Origin of the sequence: Amphritea sp. 1_MG-2023, from assembly GCF_030547545.1 — a bacterium.
Classification (GTDB): Bacteria; Pseudomonadota; Gammaproteobacteria; order Pseudomonadales; family Balneatricaceae; genus Amphritea.
Window position 1 is genome coordinate 1 of record NZ_JAUOQE010000016.1, and the last position, 22,163, is coordinate 22,163.

6 protein-coding genes are annotated in these 22,163 nt (G+C 49.7%); all 6 read left to right on the plus strand.

Annotation, left to right across the window (positions count from 1 at the left end):
* Positions 1 to 117: 117 nt before the first annotated feature.
* Positions 118 to 15,837 (plus strand): Calx-beta domain-containing protein, encoded by a 15,720-nt coding sequence (locus Q4488_RS10020; RefSeq protein WP_303580332.1) that lies wholly within the window; start codon positions 118 to 120, stop codon positions 15,835 to 15,837.
* Between the two features lie 18 nt (positions 15,838 to 15,855).
* A complete protein-coding gene (locus Q4488_RS10025; protein WP_303580333.1) occupies positions 15,856 to 17,523 on the plus strand; it encodes an ATP-binding cassette domain-containing protein in 1,668 nt (555 codons plus the stop codon).
* A 6-nt stretch (positions 17,524 to 17,529) separates the two neighbouring features.
* On the plus strand, positions 17,530 to 18,873 hold the full coding sequence (locus Q4488_RS10030) for an HlyD family type I secretion periplasmic adaptor subunit (RefSeq protein ID WP_303580334.1): 1,344 nt from the start codon (positions 17,530 to 17,532) through the stop codon (positions 18,871 to 18,873).
* Between the two features lie 539 nt (positions 18,874 to 19,412).
* A complete protein-coding gene (locus Q4488_RS10035; protein ID WP_303580335.1) occupies positions 19,413 to 20,636 on the plus strand; it encodes a helix-turn-helix domain-containing protein in 1,224 nt (407 codons plus the stop codon).
* A 177-nt stretch (positions 20,637 to 20,813) separates the two neighbouring features.
* The gene (locus Q4488_RS10040; protein WP_303580336.1) at positions 20,814 to 21,269 is read left to right on the plus strand and encodes a hypothetical protein; all 456 of its coding nucleotides are present in this window, start codon (positions 20,814 to 20,816) and stop codon (positions 21,267 to 21,269) included.
* Between the two features lie 10 nt (positions 21,270 to 21,279).
* On the plus strand, positions 21,280 to 21,774 hold the full coding sequence (locus tag Q4488_RS10045) for a hypothetical protein (protein ID WP_303580337.1): 495 nt from the start codon (positions 21,280 to 21,282) through the stop codon (positions 21,772 to 21,774).
* The last annotated feature ends 389 nt before the right edge of the window (positions 21,775 to 22,163 follow it).

Below are 22,163 nucleotides of genomic sequence, written 5' to 3' on the forward strand. Positions count from 1 at the left end.
TTAGTCGCGGGCCAAGCACAAAGTGGTAGTCTCGCGTTTGCGGCAGGCGTTGCGACGCAAACCTTCACCGTTGAAGTACTGGGCGATAAAACCATCGAAGCGGATGAAGTGCTGAGTGTGAGCCTGTCCAACCCTGGTGATAACCTCACGTTAGGTTCTATCACGCAGGTGGATACAACGGTTACCAATGATGATGTTTTCGTATCCATTAGCGTTGACCGTACCGCAGTGCTAGAAGGGACCGATGGTGAAGCAACGCTATTGACCTATACCGTTGTCAGAGGCACGTCGGTAGGTGAAAACAGTGTCGATTGGGCGATCAGTGGTGTTGATCAAACCGATCTATCTAGCGGTCAGCCGATGAGTGGTACGGTTAACTTTGCTGATGGCCAAGATCGGGTCTCTTTCACCGTCTCGGTGGCGGGAGACCGTACGATTGAAACCGATGAAAGCTTACAGGTTACGTTGTCTAATCCGGGCGATAACCTTGAAATAACCATCCCTACGGCCTCTACGACACTGACCAATGATGATGGCGAAGTGGCGATCTCGGTTAGTCCTGCGAGTATCCTAGAAGGTGATTTGGGTAGTAGCCAGACGCTAACGTATACACTGACACGTGATAATACATTAACCGCCAGTAATGTTGAGTGGGCATTAACGGGCCTAGATCCGCTGCGCTTTGATGGAACATTACCCAACGGTATAGCAAGCTTTGCGATCGGTGAAGCGAGTACCACGGTAGAGCTGACCGTGAACGGTGATCGGGTGATAGAACCGGATGAAAGCTGGACACTGACGTTGAGTAATCCTGGCGCCAACCTGAATCTTGATGCTGCCGCCAGTAGTACCAGTGCGCAGGTATTGGATGATGATGCGTTGATCTCTATTGCCGCAACTCAAGTGCGCGTTGATGAAGGCCAAGAGGGTGAAGTCACTGATGTGGTCTTCAAAGTCACTCGGACATCGGCTCTTGAGGCGACAACGGTGGATTGGCGCGTAACGGATGGTGATGTTGATGCCAGTGACTTTGTTGGCGGTTTGATACCTTCTGGCTCACTGAACTTTGCTGTCGGTGAAACAGAACAGTACGTGACGGTACAGATAGCGGGCGACCGGACATTGGAAAACGATGAAACCGTTACCATGATGCTTGAAAATGCAGGCAACAATGCGTCTATTGGTGTCGAGTCGGCGAGTACGAGTGTGACGACTGACGATATTGGTTTTGGTATTTTCTCTGAAGTCACCGATGTGGTGGAGGGTGCCTCGGGCACTCAGACAGCGATCACTTTTACGGTAGTGCGCTCCTCAGTGATTGATGAGGCAACCAGTATCGATTATCGCTTGATTCCAACCGGCGATAGTGGCGTCGATTCTGCCGATTTTGTCACCGGTCAAGATCTGCTCAGCAGCAATGCTGGCCGTCCAAGTGGTAGCGTTAATTTTGCTCCAGGTGAAACTACGCAAACCGTTACCCTGTATGTGCAGGGGGATGCGATTCCGGAAGCGAACGAAAGTTTCAGCATCGTTCTTGCCAATGCACCGAGCAATGCCCAGATTATCTACGGTGAAATTTCGGGCCAAGTGCGCAGCGATGAAATGCAGTACAGTATTGAAGCTGTGACAGCTTCAACCATGGAAGGCACCGGTGTTGGGGGAACCGCTCAGTTTCTGGTGACTCGAGTGGGTGACACATCCCTAGCATCAACGGTGGGTTATCAGATTGAAGGTGTAGGGGAAAATCCGGCGGATGTGAGTGATTTTGATGGCGGCATTTATCCCTCTGGCAGTGTAACCTTTGCAGCGGGCGAATCGACGCAATTAATCGATGTGCTGTTGTCGGGTGATACCCAGTTAGAAGGCTTTGAAACCTTCGTTGCAACGCTGTTAGCGGAAGATGATAACACACTGATCATCACGGCCACGGCGAGCCATACGATAAACCCTGATGATGCCGCGGTTTCTATTGAAGCAACTGATACGGTTTTGAAAGAGGGTTCATCGGCGAGTCAAGAACATACCTTTACATTGACTCGTACCGAGTATGAAGATTCGGAAATTAGCGTTAATTGGAGTCTTGTTGGCAGCGGCGCAAACCCAGTTGATGCAGATGATTTTGGTGGTACGCTGCCATCCGGTACGATCACCTTTGCCGCAGGCGAAACGCAAAAAACACTGACCATAACACCATCGGCGGATACCTCATTTGAAGGTAATGAAGGCTACGGTATTGTTCTCACCACCGGTTCGGCTGGCTTCGAATTGTTAAATGATACGGCGGCGGGTGTAGTACTCAATGATGACGTTGGTTTAACGCTGGAAGCGACTAATCTCGATGAAGTGGAGGGTAACCCCGGTAGTCCTTCGCAGATTTCATTTACGGTACAACGTAGCGGTGACTTAAACTCGGTGACGTCTGTCGATTGGACGATCGTAGCTGATGCGCTGGATGGTGTCTCGGCTGCTGATTTTGCCGATGGCTCGGCGGCGCTTTCTGGCACGTTGACGTTTGCTCGAGGCATCAGTAGCCAGGTGGTGAATATTACCTTGGCGGCAGACAATGATCTCGAGGTAGATAAAGGCTTCAGTGTTCAACTGAGTAATCCGGATCCCGCTATTGGCACTGAAATCTTAGTAGGTGAGGTGAGCGGCAGCATTCTTAATGACGACGCGGTGTTTAGTCTGTTGCCATTGAGTGCTGTGACCGAAGGCGATAATGGTAGTCAAACCGTTACCCTGACCGTTGAGCGCAGTGGGGATCTATCCAGCACCGATAATGTTGAATATTCTTTAGCGGCGGCAGTCGGTTCGGCTATCTCTGGTGCTGATTTCGTGGGCGGAGCCTACCCTTCAGGTACATTGACCTTTGCGCCGAATGAACTGAGTAAACTGATCAGCTTTGATATCGTATCTGATTCGGTTGTCGAAGATGATGAAAGCTTTGTCGTCACCATTGATAATCCTAGTGCGGGATCAACCGTGGATGTGGATGCCAGTGAAGCGACGGTTGTGATCAGCAATGATGATGATGAGCTTACACTCTCGGCTGCTTCTGCCGATCTTGTTGAAGGCGAAAATGGTACCACCACTGAATACACCTTTACCCTCAACCGTAGCGGGTTCATCGATAAAACCACGAGTATTGACTGGAGTGTACAAGGGACGGGAGTTAATGCGGCGGATGCCGATGATTTCTCCGGTGCTGTGTTACCGAGCGGAACAGTCGATTTCGCTGTAGGACAAACCAGCGCAACCATCACCGTCACGGTTCAGGGCGATTATCTAAGAGAAGCGGATGAAAGTTTTGACGTTATTTTGGCGTCGCCAGCCGCTGGCACCGATGTCGTTGTCGGTTCGGCCACAGGGGTAATCGGTAATGATGATACCGGCTTAGTAATCGCCGCGACCACCACCGATCTCGCCGAAGGTGATAGTGGCTCAACAACGCATATCTTTACTGTGTCTCGCACCGGCACAACCTTTGGCACCACAACCGTTAATTGGACCCTATCGGGTGATGTGGATGCAGACGACTTTGGCGGTACTCTGCCAGCTGGGGTGCTGACCTTTGCCGATGGTGAATCAAGTCAAACCATCGAGTTAGCGGTGATGGGCGATACGGATATCGAAGCGGATGAAGCCTTTACCGTGACATTGTCCGGAGCCAGTGGTAATGCGGATATTGAAACCGCTTCCGCATCGGGTTCGATCTTAGCCGATGATATTCAAGTGTCGATCAGTGCATTGGCCGCCTCGGTGGTCGAAGGCGCGAGCGGCAGCAATCAAGTCGTACAGTTCAGTGTGACTCGGACGGGCGATTTGAGCTCAGCGGTGAGCATCGATTGGGCGGCAACGGGTTTGACAGCGGATGACTTTAGCGCAGGCGTGCAGTTTAACGGCACGCTGTCTTTTGCGGCGAATGAAACCAGTAAACTGATTAGCTTAACCTTAGCGGGTGATAATACCCTAGAAACGGATGAAACTCTGTCGGTTGCGTTAACCAAGCACAGCGGTGATGCCGCTTTCGATCGGACTTGGCTGGGGACAGACACAGCAACAACGCAAATCAATAATGATGATGTGCAGCTGACCATCAGTGCCGATAGTGCCGCCGTTGTTGAAGGAAATGCTGCCGATACAGCAACCACACCTTATACCTTTACCATTACTCGAAGTAGCTTGCTGGGGCCTACATCGATTGATTGGGCTGTCCAAGTGGCTGGCGGATTAACGTCGGCGGCCCTGAATGACTTTGTTACCGGTCAGGATACATTGGGCACTAATAGTGACCTACCATCCGGCACCGCGGTATTTGCTGCGGATGAGTTGACGCAGCAGATTACTGTTAATATTGCCACCGATGACAATGTTGAACAGAGTGAAACGTTTAGTGTTGTGTTGAGTGCCGCCGATGCGGATAACGTCGATCTGTCGTCACCTTCGGCAACCGGGGCCATTAGTAATGATGATTCCGGCTTCTCTATCTTTGCTGCTGACAGTGTGAAAGATGAAGGTGATAACGGCACGACAGCATTCACTTTCGAGGTGGTTCGCGCCGGTGATTTATCTGGGGCGGCTTGGGTTGATTGGAGTGTGAGCGCGGGGACGCAGAACCCTGTCGATGCTGATGACTTTGGTGGTAGCTTACCTCAAGGTACGCTCAATATCCCAGCTGATACGGAAACGGTCACGTTAACAATTGAAGTGTCTGGCGATCAGCTTGCCGAGTTTGACGAAGCCTTTAATGTGACGATCAGTAATGCACGTTTGCAGTCCGGTGGTGACTTGGGTATCTCCGCTGAAACCAATACAGCGGCTGGTAGTCTCGGTAACGATGATCAGAATTTTACCGTGACTGCGGCTAACATCAGTTTGGCTGAGGGCGATAATAGTACTCAGGAGGTTGTCTTTACGGTTACCCGCACGGGCGATGTGTCAGGCGCTGCCAGTATTGACTATGTAGTCACGGGTGACGTCGGTGTTGATAGTGATGACACTAGTAGCGCGCTGCCATCCGGTGCACTCGCATTTGCCGCTGGCGTGAGCGAATTAACGGTGTCTGTGTTTGTTAATGGCGATCTGCTAGGTGAAGACGATGAAACCTATACTCTCACATTGAGTAACCCAAGCGTGGGTATTATTACCGCCGCCTCTGCGACGACGGTGATTACCAACGATGATGCCAGCTATGAAGTGTCTGCACCAGCGGATGCCTATGAGGGGGATGCTGGTGTGCCGACCGCATTCACCTTTGTCGTGAATCGTACCGGTGATACCAGCCTTGCGGGTACAGTTGAGTGGGCGGTGCAAGCGGCAACAGGCTTAACCGCAGGCGATTTTGTCGCCGGCCAAGACGCGTTAAGTAATGGCGGTTTACCCAGTGGCGTGGTGTCATTCGCTGCCGGTGAAACTAGTCAAACCATTACCATTAATGTCTTGGGCGATCTGAATCTGGAAAGTGACGAGACGCTGTCGGTGCTGTTCTCCAATCCAACCAATGGCATTTTCTTGGATGAGACTGGCGCACAAGTCAGCAGCGTGACGGATTCGGCGACGATTCTTAGCGACGATGATAGTTTCAGTATTGATGCTCAGACCACCTCAATATTTGAAGGGAATGTCGATGATAGCACGCTGACCTATAGCGTTAGCCGTAGCGGCTCATTGGTGGGCGCTAGAGAATTGACCTGGACAATCACGGGCGTCGATGCGGCCGATTTAGGCGATGCTCAGGATATGACCGGCACGGTCAGCTTCGCCGATGGACAGGATACGGCGGATATCGAGATTACGCTCAAAGCCGATACGGTAACCGAAGCTGATGAGACTCTCACGGTAACCTTATCGGACGCGCCGGCTAACTCAGTCATTGGCACAGCTGCGGCGAGCACTGAGATTGTTAATGATGATGCCACGCTGTCGATTGCGAATTTGTTAGCGGATAAGGTAGAAGGTAATAGTGAAGAGGCATCAGGAGAAGTGCCCGACGATATTACTTCTACATTTACTGTGGATAGCACTGGGGTTGCTATTGGTGATGTTGAGGTTGCATATGATAAGGATTGGTATCGTGTCAATTTAATAGAAGGGCATACTTACCAAATTAGTGTCAATGGAAGTCCTGCCGGTGAAGGAACAATTACCTACCCTTATCTTTGGGGAGTATATAGCAGCGATGGAGATTATTTAGGGGCTGAGGATTTTAGTTATGACTCAGGATTAGGCGGCTATAAAGGACAAAGCAGCTACACCGCTAATGAGACAGGTGTCTACTTTGTGTCAGCAGGGGGCTATTCAGGTACTTTTAGTGGGACAACTGGAACTTATACCTTAGCTATTTCTGATCAGACTGCGTCAGGCACAGATGTAAGTGCACCAATAATTACGTTGGTCGACTACACGTTTACGGTGACTCGTAGCGGCTATCTTGATCAGGAAAGTAGTGTTGAGTGGCGTGTTGGTGGCGGTGATGATGCGGTCACGACGAGTGATTTTTACGGCACTGTGGATACCTTGGGTGACAATAGCGGTCTGCCCAGTGGTACCGTGACGTTTGCCACAGGAGAGACCACTAAAACCCTAACCGTTCAGATATCAGCTGACTCGGTGCTTGAAGCGGATGAGAGCCTTCAGGTGACGTTGACAGATCCTAGTAGTGGATCTGTTATTGGCACGGCCGTTGCCACCGGTGTGGTGCGCAATGATGATGCCGAATTGAATATCACCGCCGGTACTGCTTCACAGGTTGAAGGTGATGCAGGGCATGGTACTGGCGTGGCGTACACCTATACCGTCACTCGCACCGGTAATACCGATCAAGTCACTACCGTCGATTGGGATGTGGATCATGGTACTACCGATAGCAGCGATTTCAGTAATGGCAGCAATGCCAATATCACCCCTAGCGGCACCTTGACGTTTAGTGCTGGTGAAACATCGAAAGAGATTACTGTATATGCCTATGGTGATACGGGTGTTGGCAGTGTAGAAGGCGATGAAAGCTTCAGTATTTCGCTGAGTAATGCCAACGCTGGGAGCTCAATAGGGAGCGAGGAAAGTTTCGACAGTACTATTCTAGATGATGATGTAAAACTAACGCTGTCTGTCGATAATTATACTAAGGCGGAACTAAAAAGTGGTGAAACTTCAACCTACACTTACACAGTGACTCGAACGGGTGATCTGAGTGGTACGACGGATTATAATTGGTCTGTTGGAACGACCAACCTAGCAAATGATACCAATTATCCATCTTATATGCACTGGGATGAAAATAGTGGCTATTCGCTCGAGTATACAGCCTCGACAAGTGATTTTTTAAACAGTGTTTTCCCTTCAGGCACTGGCTCCTTCGCTGAGAATCAATCAACAGATAGCTTTACGATTACCATTAATGGTGATGACAGTCCGGAAAGTGATGAATGGTTTATCACCCAAATAACCGCTACCAGTGGTTATGACGAAATTGATGTTGTATACGATAATCCAGATAAGGATGATGGAACTCTCCTGCTTAGGTCATACTATCCAGGTTATAATAATTATTATGACAGTACAGCCGTAAGTAGTGCGGATAATGATGTTGCTTCAAATACAAATTACTTGTATACAGAAATTGCACGGGACGAAGCTGTTTTCTATCTCAGTGACCGCGAGGTCGCTGATACAACCGTTGAAACGCTCTCCCCGGGCAATGATCTCTATCAACGATTGGAAGGCGATAGCGCCGCCGATGGTGGCGCCGGGGCAGTCACCGTTAATGTGGCGGGCACCGATTACTCTTATGTTGAACATATTTTTGCGGTTCAGCGTCAAGTAGCTACGGCGGGTGAGGCATCGGTAGATTGGAGTGTTGGCACCTACAGCGGTAATCTGGTTGACGTTGACGATTTTATCGACCTTACCTTTGATACTGATGGCGTCGTTACAGCCGCGAGTGTGTCGAGTGCGTTTCCTTCTGGCACCGTGACCTTTGTCGACGGCCAAGAGTGGGCGTATATCACGTTTTATACACTGGCCGATGATGTGGGTGAATACGATGAAAGCTTTAGTGTTTATCTAGAAAACCCTAGTGCGGGTTCTTCAATCAATTCTTATGATACATCGAGTTATAAACAGTACAACGTGGGTATAATCGATAACGATGACACCCGCTTTGATGCCGCAGCCAGTGATACTATTGAGGGTGGCACCATCACTTTCACTATTACACGGGATGGCGATACTCGTGGTACGGATACGGTGGACTGGTTCATCACCTTTACGGGGGGTGAAACAACCAACGAAAATACCAGCGATGAGTCGACCTGGTATCAGCTTGATGCGTCTGATGTGAATGATCCTGTGCCAGAGAATGGTACTGCGACATTTGATACGGGTAACGATCAATGGACCGGCACACTGACCTTTGCCGATGGTGAAACCAGCAAAACCATCACCATGGAAACCCTCGATGACAGTTGGACAGAAACTTGGCGTGAGAGTGTTTCAATCGCATTAGGTAATGCCAATAATGTGGATGAAGGGGAAGCGAATCACGATGCCGAAACGGCTGCCACAGGTTATACAGATACGGCGTATGTTTATGATAACGAGCCAGACCCTATTCTAACCTTGACGGTCGATAACACCTCTGTATTTGAAGGCACTGCGGATAGCGTTGCCTATAACGATCAGAATACCGGCAATACCGTTACCTTCACGATTACTCGAACCGACCAAGACGGCGACTCACTCGACTATTCTTCGACGGTGGCGTGGTCCCTTAGCGGTTCACAGATTAACTATTACAACTATGGTGATGTGAAAGATTACGGTGATGTTAATCGAGCATATGAAGATACCAGCGCTAACACCTACGGTAATGTCTTCTTTGCTGCCGGAGAAACCGAGCAGACGGTGACGATTACCTTCAATGGTGATGATTATGTTGAAAACGATGAAACCCTGACGTTCCGTTTATATGAGGCCGATCAAGCAGAGAGTTGGCTCTACGATGTATACGGCGGTACCGCTGATCAGAATGGTTATGGCCCAGCTAACCTCGATACCGATACCGAGAATAATTACATCGAACAACAGGTCACGATCAAAAATGATGATGTGCGCTTGTGGGTCGGTGGTTGGGATACCTACAGCGGTGATGCTGATGGCTACAACACTAACCTCAATGTCAGTGCTTATGAGGGCAACCCGCTTTCATTTACTATGGTACGTGCCGGGCGGATGGATAACGATGTCACGGTGGGTTATGAGATTATTACCGGCAGTGCAACGACAGGCGATTTTGTCACCACCAGTGGTACCTTCACCCTAGATGCTCAAGCTTACAGTTACAGTAGTAGTTACACCTATACTATTTCAATCGAAGATCTGCTGACCGATGATGCCTTGGTGGAGGCGAATGAAACCTTTACCTTACGGTTAACAACGCCCGATGATGCCGAAGGTTCCTATGTCCGTTTCCAGAGTTATGCCACTAATTCGACGGCGTGGAATAACGGTTACAGTGGTGAATCGACCACCTTAGACCTGTCTGCCACGCTTTATGACGATGACACGACTTATACCTTAACGCCCGCGAACACGAGCCTCGTCGAGACAGATGCCGGCTCGAACCAAACCTTCTCCTTTACGGTGGATCGTGCCAGCACCGGCTATAGTGGCGCTGCCACCCTTAGCTGGCGCGTTGAAGCGGTAGGCACCGACGGGACCGATGCCGATGACTTCAGTACCAGTGATGCACTCGGCAGCAATAGCGGCTTACCGAGCGGTACGATTTCGTTTTCCGATGGCGAGTTGACCAATCAATTCAGTGTTATCGTTTCAGGCGATATCATCGCTGAAAATAACGAACAGTTCCGTGTGGTGTTATTTGAAGATACGCTCACGTCCCCGAGCCCCGATATCACCAATACTCAGAGTATTGCTAGTGCGGATCTGACGATCCTGACCGATGATACCGGTATCAGTATTGCGGATGCAGAAATAGCCGAAGCGGATGCGGATCAAACATTGACCTTTACCGTGACCCGTAGTGGTGACTTGAGTGGCACCTCGACGATGGATTGGAGCCTGGTGAACGTCTCCACAGCAGCGAGTGATTTTGTTGGCGCAACAACTGGCGCCATCAGCTTTGCTTCGGGTGAGAGCAGCCAGCAGATTCAGGTGACCGTGGCGGGTGATATCTCGCCGGAAGAGTCAGAAACCTTCACTATACAGTTGAGCAATATTGTTGATATTGATGAAGTCATCGATAGCTCGGCGGCGGGTACGATCCTTAATGACGATAGCAGCTTCTCAATTGAAGCGGGTGCTGCCGCGATTGAAGGCACGGCACAAACCTTTACCGTGACGCGAAGCCATGACACGGCGCAAGCGCAAACCATTAATTGGTCGGTCAGTGCGGGCACCGACACGGATGCAGCGGATTTCAATGGCAGCTTCCCTAGCGGAGCGGTGACGTTTGCTGCCGGTGAGCTGAGCAAGACCTTTACGGTAACCGCCCTCGATGATACGAGTGCGGAAACGCCGGAGGCGTATGCGGTTGACATCAGCTTAGGCGCGGGTACCGATGGCGATAGTATTGCCACGGCCTCAGCGGTGGGGCAGATCATTGATAATGATGCTGAATTTAGTATTACGGCCAGTGCCGCCACAGAACTAGAAGGTAACAGTGATACCCGTTCGTTGACCTTCACGGTGGATAGCGTATCGGGCTATGGCACCGTGAATTGGGCCTTATCCGGTGCCGCCGAGCTGACCGACGCGGACTTTGTGACCGCGGATGAATTAGGTACTAACAGCGGTTTACCCAGTGGCTCACTGACTTTTACCGGCGAGCGTTATCAGACCATCACTATCGAGGTCAGTGGTGATGAGACCTTAGAAGCCGATGAGCTGTTGACCGTGACCCTGTCGGATGCCGCCTCAACCAGCGATGGGTCGGCAACGATTGCCACGGCAACGGCTGAGACCACCATCGTTAACGATGACTCCACGTTGTCGATTAGCGCCACGGATGCGGTTAAGACGGAAGGGGATTCAAGCTTGACCGCCTTTACCTTTACGGTCGCGCGTAATGGTTATTTAGCGACGGCGGCTACCGTTGAATATGTGATTACCGGCAGTGGTGCTCAAGCAGCCGATGGTGATGACTTTGAAGGTGCATTGCCGTCGGGTACTCTGAGCTTAGCATCCGGCGAAGCGTCGACCATCTTAACGGTCTATGTCAGTGGTGATATTGCCGGTGAGTTTGATGAAGGCTTTACGGTGACCCTGAGTAACCCGAGTGAGGGCGTGACGCTGACACAGGCATCGGCTGAGGGTGTGATTCAAACCGATGACGTGGTGTTTGATATCAGCGGGCCTGATACACCGGTGGTCGAAGGTGATACGGGCACGACCACCTACTACGATTTTGTTGTCACGCGCAGTGGCAATCTCGATGCTAGTCAAACATTGACATGGAACGTTGCCGGTATCGGTAGCAACCCGACCGCCGACAGTGACTTCGATGCCATTACCGGCACCGTTACATTCGACGTGAATGACACCGAACAAACCATTCGTGTCCCCGTGACCGGCGATTACTTGGTTGAAGATAATGAAAGCTTCCAGATCAGCCTGACGGGCCCTGACGGTATTCATTTTATCAACAGCACTGCCGATGGGGTGATTGTCGATGATGAAACCGCCGTTAATATTACCGCAACGGATGCTTATAAAGCGGAAGGACAAGAAGGCGATCTGACCTATTACACCTTTGTTATCAGCCGTGAGGGCAATAAGGCACTGGCGGCGGATGTCGATTGGAACCTGACATTGCCAACAGATCAAGATGCCGCGAGTCTCGCTGACTTTGTTACCGGGCAAGATAGCTTGGGTGTTAATGGTGGTTTACCGTCAGGACAGGTGAGTTTTAGCGCCGGTGATACTGAGTCTAAAACCATTACGATTGCCGTTCAGGGTGATCTCTTAGTCGAACCGGATGAGCTCTTTAATATCGAAATCTCGACCAGTTCCATTGGTCATGGGGTGGTGGATGACAGTGCTACTGGCACAGTGGTCAGTGATGATGTTGCCTGGAGCGTCGAAACGACGACTATACCGGTGGAGGGCGATAGCAATAGTGAATTTGTGCTCACGGTTTCACGCACCGGTAGTTTGTCGGCGACAACTCTCGATTGGTCGATTGCCGGTAATGGTGCTGATGCCGCTACGGCCAGTGATTTTGTCGGCAATTTACTGCCATCGGGTACACTAACCTTTACTCAGGGACAGGTTAGCCAAACCTTTATCGTTAATATCAATGGCGATAATCAGCTAGAAGCCGATGAAGGCTTTACTGTTTCACTGGCCGCACCGACCGATGGGCTTAACCATACCTTTGCTCAGCAAACCGCAGATGTCACCATCGTCAATGATGATGATGTGATGTCCATCGTTGCATTGGATGCTGATCAGGCCGAGGGGTCTGGCACGAACACCGGCTTTACCTTTACGGTCACCCGAGACGGTAGCTTGGATGGGGTATCAACCGTCGGCTGGCAGATTGTTAATACGGAAACATCGGCGGCAGACTTCGAGGCGACCTCTGGCGTCGTTGAGTTTGCCGATGGTGAGTCCAGTCAGGTGTTGACCATTAATGTTATCGGTGATCGCGATGTTGAAACGGATGAGGCATTCGCGGTCGAACTTTACGAAGCGGGCAGTGGTAGCACTCTTTCGGCAACGGCAGGCAGTGCTAATGCGTTGATTAGCAATGATGATGTTGATCTGGCCCTCAGCGGCTTGGTTGTCAGTGCGGTCGAGGGGGATGAATCCAGTGCCAGCTCAACCACGTTTACCGTCAGTCGCAGTGGTGATTTGAGCGTAGAGACAACCGTGGATTGGCAGGTGGTTGCGGGTTCGGCGACCGCTGATGATTTTGTTGGTGCGGCTTTACCCTCCGGCAGTCTCACCTTCGTAGCGGGTGAAACCAGTAAAACCATTACCGTTGATCTTGCCGCCGATGGTTTGGATGAAGGTGACGAAACCTTTAATGTTGAATTGCTAAACCCAAGCAGTGAAGCGGATATTACCGTTGCGAGTGTAGAGGGCACGATTGTTGATGACGATGATACGCTGACGGTGGAGGCTGTATCGGGGGCGCAAACCGAGGGAGACAGCGGTAGCCGTTCGTTTACCTTTAGTATCGCTCGTTCTGGCACCGCCACGGGGGCTGCCAGCGTTGATTGGTCGGTGGTCGGGGCGGGTGAACATCCCCTTGAATTAGCTGAGTTTGTTAATACTACCGGTACAGTGGTGTTTGCCGATGGTGAAACCAGCCAAACCTTCACGGTTGAAGTTTATGGGGATAACGCCGGTGAATATGATGAGAGCTTTAGCGTATCGTTAGAAAGCCCTAGCTTTGGTTCGACCGTGGCTGAGGTCACGGCCGAGGCGACGGTATTGAACGATGATGCCGTATTAACCATCGCTGCCGATCAGGTATCGCGTAACGAAGGCGCTGATGGCATTGAAACGGTGTTTACCTTCACCGCCACCCGAAGCGGTGATATCAGTGGTTCGAGCAGTGCCGCTTGGACCGTTCAGCCGAGTGGTGATAATCCCGTCAATGCGTTGGATTTTGGCGGCTTCTATCCTTCTGGTGTGGTGGGCTTTAGCCCAGGCCAGGAAACCGCGACCATTAGTGTCACGGTGATGGGCGATGATACCGGTGAGTTTGATGAAACCTTTACGGTTGTTCTGTCTGAACCTGATGGTGTGGATATTCTTCAGGGCGAGGCAAGCACGGAAATCGCTAACGATGATACCGGCGTGTCGATCTTCGCGGTCGATGCGGAAAAAGCCGAAGGTGATAGCGGTGAAACCAGCAGCTTTACCTACCGTGTTGAACGTGTCGGTGATTTGTCTGCAACAACCATTACCTGGGCCGTTGAAGGCTATGGAAGTTATCAAGCCGGTGCCGATGATTTTGTCGGCGGTGTGATGCCATCGGGCACGATTGAGTTTGCTGAGAATCAAGCCTCTGCGGAGATCGTGATGGTGGTGGCCGGTGATAATGAGCCGGGCGAAGATCAAACATTCAGAGTCGTGATTGATGGCGATAACCTCGTCAACGATACGGCTCTGGGCTTGATACAAAACGACGATAGTCTGATGGCCATTACCAATGAGGGCGCGGCGAGTCAGCTAGAAGGTGATACTGGCAGCGTGATTTATGAGTTCACGGTAACCCGCAGCGGCGAGGTGGATAAAGTGGATACGGTCGAATGGACGGTGATTGGTAATGGCGGTAATCAGGTTGATGCCGACGACTTTATCGGCGGCATCTTACCGAGTGATACGATCACCTTCGATATTGGCGAAACCAGTAAAACGATAGCCGTTGAAGTGGCGTCCGATATGATTACCGAGGTCGATGAAGGGTTTGCCGTGCAGTTGCAAAACCCATCCCAAGGGGTGTCTTTAGATACCAATGCGACTCAAGCGGCCGCGACGATTGCCACCGATGATGAAGGCGTGGTGTTGTTGGGACTCGACGTCGAACGGTTTGAAGGTGAGGCGGGTACTCAGACGCAATATACCTATCAAATATTGCGTTCGGGTAATACCGATAATGCGGTGACGATCGACTATGTCATTAGTGGCGATGTGGATCAGGATGACTTTATCACCGCGATGAATGGCACTATTACTATGGAGGCTGGTGTCAGTAGCCAACAGTTTGTTGTGACGGTGCAGGGTGATGATGTTATTGAAGCCGATGAGACCTTCCGCTTAACACTGAGCGGTACCGGTCTTAATATCGATAGCACTCCAGTGGATAGCACTATTTTGGCCGATGAGCAGGGCGTTAGAATTACTGCCCGTGAAACAACGGTGGTGGAAGGCAGCAGTGGTGGCGTGACGCAGATTACCTTCGACGTGATTGCCACGGGTGTCACCGAGAGCACTCAGGTCGATTGGGGACTCGTCAGCACAGGGGCGAACGATGTCTCGGCGAACGATTTCAATGGCAACGTGTTGCCTACGGGGTCGCTGATCTTTACTGCCGATGGGACTCAATCACTGACACTTGAACTTAATCAGGATCAAACCGTTGAACTGGATGAGTTACTCACGGTTGAAATTGACAGTGAGATGACGCTATTGAGCAGTAGTGCCGCGACACAGATCACCGATGATGACAATGCCACTGAGAGTGATGATGTTGTCGAAGGTAATAATCAGGCTGATACGCTGCAAGGCTTACTAGGAGACGATCAGCTATACGGCTTTGCCGGTGGTGATCGCTTAGAAGGCGGTGATGGTGATGATAGCTTGTTTGGCGGTGAAGGTACCGATGTACTGATTGGTGGTGCAGGGGCGGATCGTTTTGTTTTCGAAGCGCCAACCGAAGGCATGGATGTTATTCAAGACTTTAATGCCGCCGATGGTGACACCGTCGTACTAAACAGTCAGACCTTTGTGGGCATACCTAGTGTAATGAGCAAGGTTGAGGCAGCGTTTGACACCGATGTTAGTACCACCTTAGGGGTATTAGCCTCACAGCCGGATGCGGATCTCTATGTGGTCAATATGGATGATAATTTCAGCTTCGATAACAGCGAAACAGGTAATCTGGATGAGCTTGAAGCGGCAATTACCAATGGTGATCATAGTGGTGCAGGTTTGTTCCTTGTGTCTAATGGCGCTCAGACGCGCTTGTATTATGATGCGGATACTAACGCGGGAGATGACGGCAGTGGTTTAATCGCCGTTGCTGAGATGACCTCTGTTGCTGATGCGACTACCGTTGCTGATGCGCTTGTTACCGAGTCACTTTAGGGTTTAATTGGAGCTTAAATGAAGGAGTTTTACCGGCGTCTCACTCAGGAGAGGCGCCTTGCTATTGAAGTGCTCGTTGTATCTTTGATGATCAACATGCTGGGGTTAGTGTCATCGCTCTATAGTATTCAGGTGTTGAATCGCTATCTCGCCTTGGGTATCGATGAGACGCTGATCACCTTAACCTTCGGTGCATTAATTGCAATTGGGCTCGAAGTATTTTTGCGCGGTGCGCGGCATAATGTGGTTAAGTGGTTGTGTCGTAAATCCGACAAGCAAATGGCTGAAGTGGCTATGCATGCCATCACCACGAGTCGTTATATGCCCTTTGAAAACCTTCCCGCCGAGGCGAGACGTGAGGCCTTGAGTGGGCTCAATACCGTGCAGATGTCGTTTGGCCCACAAAACCTGTTATCGCTGGTTGATGGGCCTTTTGGCTTGATTTTTGTGCTGTTTGTTTTTCTCTTGAGTCCCACGATTGGTGTTGGTGTGTTGTTATTGATACTGATCATTGCCGCACTGACTTGGCTGCTTTATAACGCCATTGATGATCCCTCCAAAGGCCTGATTAAGTCAGTCGTCTCTTGGGGGCGGTTACAAAATGGCCTCTGTTCTAGTTCAGAATTAACGCGAGCTTTCCCCGCTCAGCAACTAATTAGTACCAAGTGGGATGACAATGTTCAAGAGGTGACTCGCTTTAGAGGCATGGTGGCGGGGTTGCAGGGGCATATTGGTACGATTGGCGTCATCAGTGCGGCACTCGGCAGTATTGTCATTTTCGGTTTAGGTTCTCGGGAAGTGCTAGCCGGAAATCTTGATGTTGGCTCATTGATTGGTGCGAGTATCTTAGGCTCTCGCGCGATTGGACAACTCAATAGAGTGATGCAGTTGATCGAACCTGTAAAACGAGGCCTGCGGTCGCTCGAATTACTCGGTCAGTTAGCGCGATTGCCAAGGCAAAGTGAAGAGGGAATGAGCTTGACCCATGTGCAAGGGCATATCGCCTTTGAAGATCTTGCCTTCGCCTATGCAGGTCAACCGGTACCGTTATTCGAATCACTCGATTTCAGTCAGCCGCCGGGTACCGTTTTGGTATTTAAAGGCGGTAATGGTGCCGGTAAAACCACCTTTGCGCGCTTGTTAAGTGGTTTGCTCGAGCCGGCACGCGGGCGAATTAAAATTGATGACATGGATCTAAGGCAGGCCTCTCAGCTGTGGTGGAGTCGGCAATTAAGCTACTTTCCGCAGGAACCGGCGTTTCTCGATGGCTCTCTCAGAGAAAACCTGACCATGGGCAGTGATATTGATGATGTTCGATTAGTCGAGGTTATGCAGGAAGTGGGTTTGGGGACTTTTTTACAAAACAGTAAAGAGGGACTGAGCATGCCGCTGTATGCCAATGGCGCATCACTCTCGATGGGGGTTAGAAGGCGTATTACCTTAGCTCGCGCACTGCTTATCGATGGACAAGTTGTCATCTTCGACGATCCGACAGAAGCGTTAGATAGTCAAGGCTGTATTGCGATAGCCAATATTCTTAATCGCTTAGTCAAAGCGGGTAAAACCGTGATTGTGATGACGAATGAGCCGTTCATCATTAAAGCGGCAAACTTTATGATCGATCTTGATAAAAAGCCTCAGCCGACGGTTATTCATGCAGATCAACTCAACCCTGAGGCTGAATGAGCACCCATGTTAAAAATGACGTTGTTTAATTCATTCGCACATCGGCTAAAAGCCTACTTTGCGCCGGATCATGACCCTGAGAATATCGCCAGTATTTTTTCCAGTCGGTTACATATCTGGGGCTTGAGTATACTGCTATTGGTATTAGGCCTGTGGGTCTCCTTTTTTACTCTCGATATGGCAAGTCGGTCGGTAGGTGAAGTAATACCCGCCACCCTGACTAAGCCCATTCAGCACCTAGAGGGGGGTATTGTTCATGCTATTCTTGTGTCAGAAGGGCAGCGAGTCGAAAAGGGGCAGCCGCTAGTCGAGCTAAAACGGGTTGCCTCCGAAGCGGATTTAGGCGTCGTGGAAAAGCGTATCCGTTCGCTTGAAATTCGCCTGATGAGAATCCGCGCTCAGCTTGCCGGTGAAGCCTCGTTGTTAGTACCTAAGGGATATTCATCGCAAGATGCGCAACAGGTCGATAACGCCAATCAGATTCTCACTGCCGCCTTTGATCGTTATCGTTCGACTCAGGATCGACTGTTGAGATTGATCGAGCAGCGAGAGGCTGAGTTAAGGGAGTTGAAGTCGAGGGAGTTACACCTTAACCAAAAACTGCGTCTACTCAGAGAGCAAGTCAGCATTAATAACGCCTTGCTTAAAGACGGGCTCGTCACCAAGTATGAGCAGTTAAATCTGCTGCAAGAGGAGCGTTCGCTCACCGGCTCGGTGGCAGAAATTCGTTCGACTAAACAGAGCGCCGAGGCATCCATCCGTGCTGCGCAGTCAGAGCTTGAATCGTTTCGTTCAACCGAAGTGGAAACGTTAGAAACTGAGTATTCCGAAGCACAAATGGAACTCGAAGAGCTGAAAGATCAGCGTTTGAAACTCACCGACACACAAGATCGTCTAATCGTGATGGCACCTTCCGATGGCACGGTCTTAAACCTTAATGTCTTAGGGCCAGGCGTGGTGGTGAAGCCCGGCGGTACCTTAATGAATCTTGTCCCCATTGATGATCCCTTGGTAATCGAAACGCGCTTGCCGGTAGGCGATGTGGGGTTAGTGCGGGTCGGTCATCAAGTACGGATGGAATTAATGTCAGGCACCGCCAGGGGCTTTCAGCCCATCACCGGTGAAGTGGTATCGGTGAGCGCCGACCGAATGGTGGATAATGATGGTATGCCATTTTATAAAGTTAGAGTAAAGCCCGACTCCTATGAGTTTATTCGTGGTGCGCAAGCGTTTCGCTTGATACCCGGTGTGCGTGTACAGGTGTCAATATTAGTTGGTTCACGCACCGTCATTAGCTATCTATTTGAGCCGTTTATGTCGATCTCACAAAATGCCTTGATAGAGCCTTGAGGCGAGATCTGCTCGATCGAAACAAACCTCTAGGCCACAGCAAAAAAAGGCGGCTAAATGGGGCAGAGTGATTGATGTGATGAGTTCAATATATCAGACGTCATGACGACGATACCCTGATGGTGCGATTCGCAAGCTCATCAGCACCCTACGGTGGTGTTATAAAAAATGGGTTTCGAGTCATGTAGGGCGCTTTTCTAAGGGCGTTCTGCTAGGCGCGATATACCCGTTCGACACAACCCCTAGGGCGCAGCAAATAAAAGGAGACTCGATAGCGATGCACATGCTTATGGTAGCGAGTGACGCTAGCATGCCCTTTGGCTACTCGTCACGATTAAACCCACTCGAATACAGGCATTGATTTAACGGCATTAGGGAAGTGTCAATCAATGCGAGCAGAGCCCCTTTAATGCAGCGCCGCTTTAATTTAGATTAGAGCAAGTCTAAACTCACTGCTTAATAAGGCGTTATGTGCCATTAGCTAAAGAGGCCTCTATTGTGGTGATACGATGGCCTGTTTTCCATAGGTTGCTGATTGTATGACGAGTAGCTTTTCACTGATTCCTGTTCTCTTCTTACTCGGGGCGGCTCACGGTGTTTTTCTGGTGGGGGCGTTATTTGCGAATAAGTCGGGACCGCAGCGTGCAAACCGATATTTGGGCTGTTACACCTTGGTGTTTGCTTGTGCGTTGTTTGATTACTTTTTAGATATGGCCGGTCTAACAGACGCATTTATCTATGTTCGTACTTTGTTGTGGCCAAAAGAGTTTCTCTACGGGGTGTTAATTTACTTTTATACACGAGAGTTAACTCAGCCTAATCAATATCGTTTGCAAGGCAAGCAATGGTGGCATTTTGCACCAGTCATCTTACATCTGTTGGTTACCTGGCCATTACTGTTTTTAAGCCCTGAGTGGCAGACTAAGGTCTTGCTGGGAGATTCAGATACATCAGGTTTCATGATGATGTGGTCTGTGCTGCTGGGAGAGATAGAGTTAATTCTAACCATATTCCACATTACCGCTTACCTTGTCTTATCGATTCAGTTGACGCTCGTACATCAGCGCTTGCTACTGCAACGCTTCGCCAACGTTGAAAAAATCAATGTGTACTGGTTACGTAATTTATTGATAGGGACGTTGGCGGTTTACTTTATATGGTTAGCAGATGAGTTTATCGCTTACAGCGAATGGGTGGAGTACTGGCTAGATACCGCCCTAGGTTTGAGTATGGTGGTGCTGATTTATGGCATGAGTATTTTGGGTTTGCGTCAACCTCAGCCGGTTTCATTGATGCTAAAGCAAGAGCATGCTAGCGCAGAAGATCGCGCTGATGGTTTTGATGACACGACAACGGAGGTTAATGTCGTTGTCAAACAGAAGCCTCAACGCTATCTGAACTCACCTCTCTCAAACAGTATGTCGATCGGCTTGTTTCAGCAATTAGAACAACGGATGTCAGATCAAAAACTTTTTACCGATAACACCTTGTCCCTGCCTAAGTTAGCGGAAGTCATGGGCGTTTCAGTGAACTATTTATCGCAGGTGATCAATCAGCAGGCGAATCAGAACTTCTTTGATTTCATCAATCGTTATCGCGTTCTCGAAGTTCAGCGCTTAATGGCTGAAAAATCTGATAGTACGGTGCTGGATTTAGCCATGAATGCGGGATTTAATTCGAAGTCTGCGTTTTACACCGCGTTTCGTAAAAATACAGGTATGACGCCTTCTCAGTATAAGAAGTCTTTTAATAACAATAACTAGCATAAATCCTGATTGCCATTGTGAATGTCCCGATTCCTACTATTCACTTTCTTTTTGTATAATTTTATAAGCTTGGACGATTCCTAGGCCTGCATTGATAACAATGATTTTCGCCTACTTCGGTCACGCCTTTGCGTGACTGATTGGCTAGGCAATACATTCATTTAGGAGTCAGTTATGAAACGTCTAGGTATCTCTGTTATAGCGCTAACCATCACTCTAGTCGGGTGCGCCAGTTCAAACCCAAAGTACTTACCGCAATTCAAGTCGGCTAATGAGCAGGCGGCGGGAGAAGTTGTTATTTATAGAACCGATAGCTTACAGGCCAAGTTGGCTAATGCGTATGTTGGCGTCGAAGAAGGCTACTTCTCAGAATTGGGTGAAAATCAGTATATGGTGTTTAAGGTCGACCCTGGTTTTCATTTGTTTAAAACTCGTGCTCATGGCAGCGTTGCTTCACAGTCGCATATCAAAGTAGGCGCGGGCGAAAGTTTGTGTATCGAGGCTCGACCAAATTACGAAGAGATGGAGTGGCTGGTTATTCCTTTTGTTAACGCCTTAATACCTAGCTTTGTGTTAGAGGAAACACCATGCCCATCTGCTGAGGTACTTAAGGCCTTGTCCAAAGTCTAAGGAGTGAAGCATGAAATATTCGACGTCTATTGGTCTACTGTTGCTTATGTCCTCAGCCTTTTTGATCTCATTAGTGCCCGGAGGTCCCATTGAAACACGCGATTTCTCACATATTCAGCCATGGGTATTATTAAGTTTTAATGTCTACCTGACAGTCGTGGGTATCAGTTCGATGGTTTGGGGAGTACATGCATTAAGAAAGTCGCTAAATCCACTTTGGTCGTTGCTCTCGGGTCTGTCGTATTTGATCATTTATGGACTTGATCTGCTGACCCTATTTCCTGTTTCGCCAACCCCCATGAATCAAGCGCTGTGGTCTATCGAGATTACTGGTCTGCTGCTTTCATTACCCTTAATTGCGTTGAGCTGTTGGCAGTTAATGTCTGCCAACGCGGCACCACCCCGGATTAAGATGGTTAACGGCTGGCCGATTGTATTGCTCATAGGTGCTGTGGTGGTTGCTTATGCAACATATTCAGCGATGTCAGGTCTTCAAGGGATTTAGATTTAATGTAGCCGACAATCAATGGGGCAGAGTGATGGATGCGATGAGGTCGATATATCAGGTTTATGACGATGATACCCTATGGTGCGATTCGCAAGCTCATCAGTGCCCTACGGTGGTGTTACACTCAAAGGGTTTCGAGCCATGTGAGGCGTTTTTCTAGGGCTATTCTTCTAGGCGCGATACGCCTGATCGAAATAATCTACTAGAGCGCAGCAAATAAAAGGCGGCTAGATAGCGAAAATACTGATGAGGCACTTGCAGGTGCCGATGGTAGCACGTGACGCTAGCATGCCCTTTGGGTACCCGTCACGATTAAATTCATCTTGGCGAAGAATCGAATTAACGCGCAAATGTCACTAAGTGTGAAGCTTATGATTTAGGCACGT

Bases quoted from the DNA above. Each gene is read 5' to 3' on its own strand.
- Q4488_RS10030 (WP_303580334.1), top strand. From the start codon at position 17,530: ATGTTAAAAATGACGTTGTTTAATTCATTCGCACATCGGCTAAAAGCC.
- Q4488_RS10035 (WP_303580335.1), top strand. From the start codon at position 19,413: ATGACGAGTAGCTTTTCACTGATTCCTGTTCTCTTCTTACTCGGGGCG.
- Q4488_RS10045 (WP_303580337.1), top strand. From the start codon at position 21,280: ATGAAATATTCGACGTCTATTGGTCTACTGTTGCTTATGTCCTCAGCC.
- Q4488_RS10040 (WP_303580336.1), top strand. From the start codon at position 20,814: ATGAAACGTCTAGGTATCTCTGTTATAGCGCTAACCATCACTCTAGTC.
- Q4488_RS10025 (WP_303580333.1), top strand. From the start codon at position 15,856: ATGAAGGAGTTTTACCGGCGTCTCACTCAGGAGAGGCGCCTTGCTATT.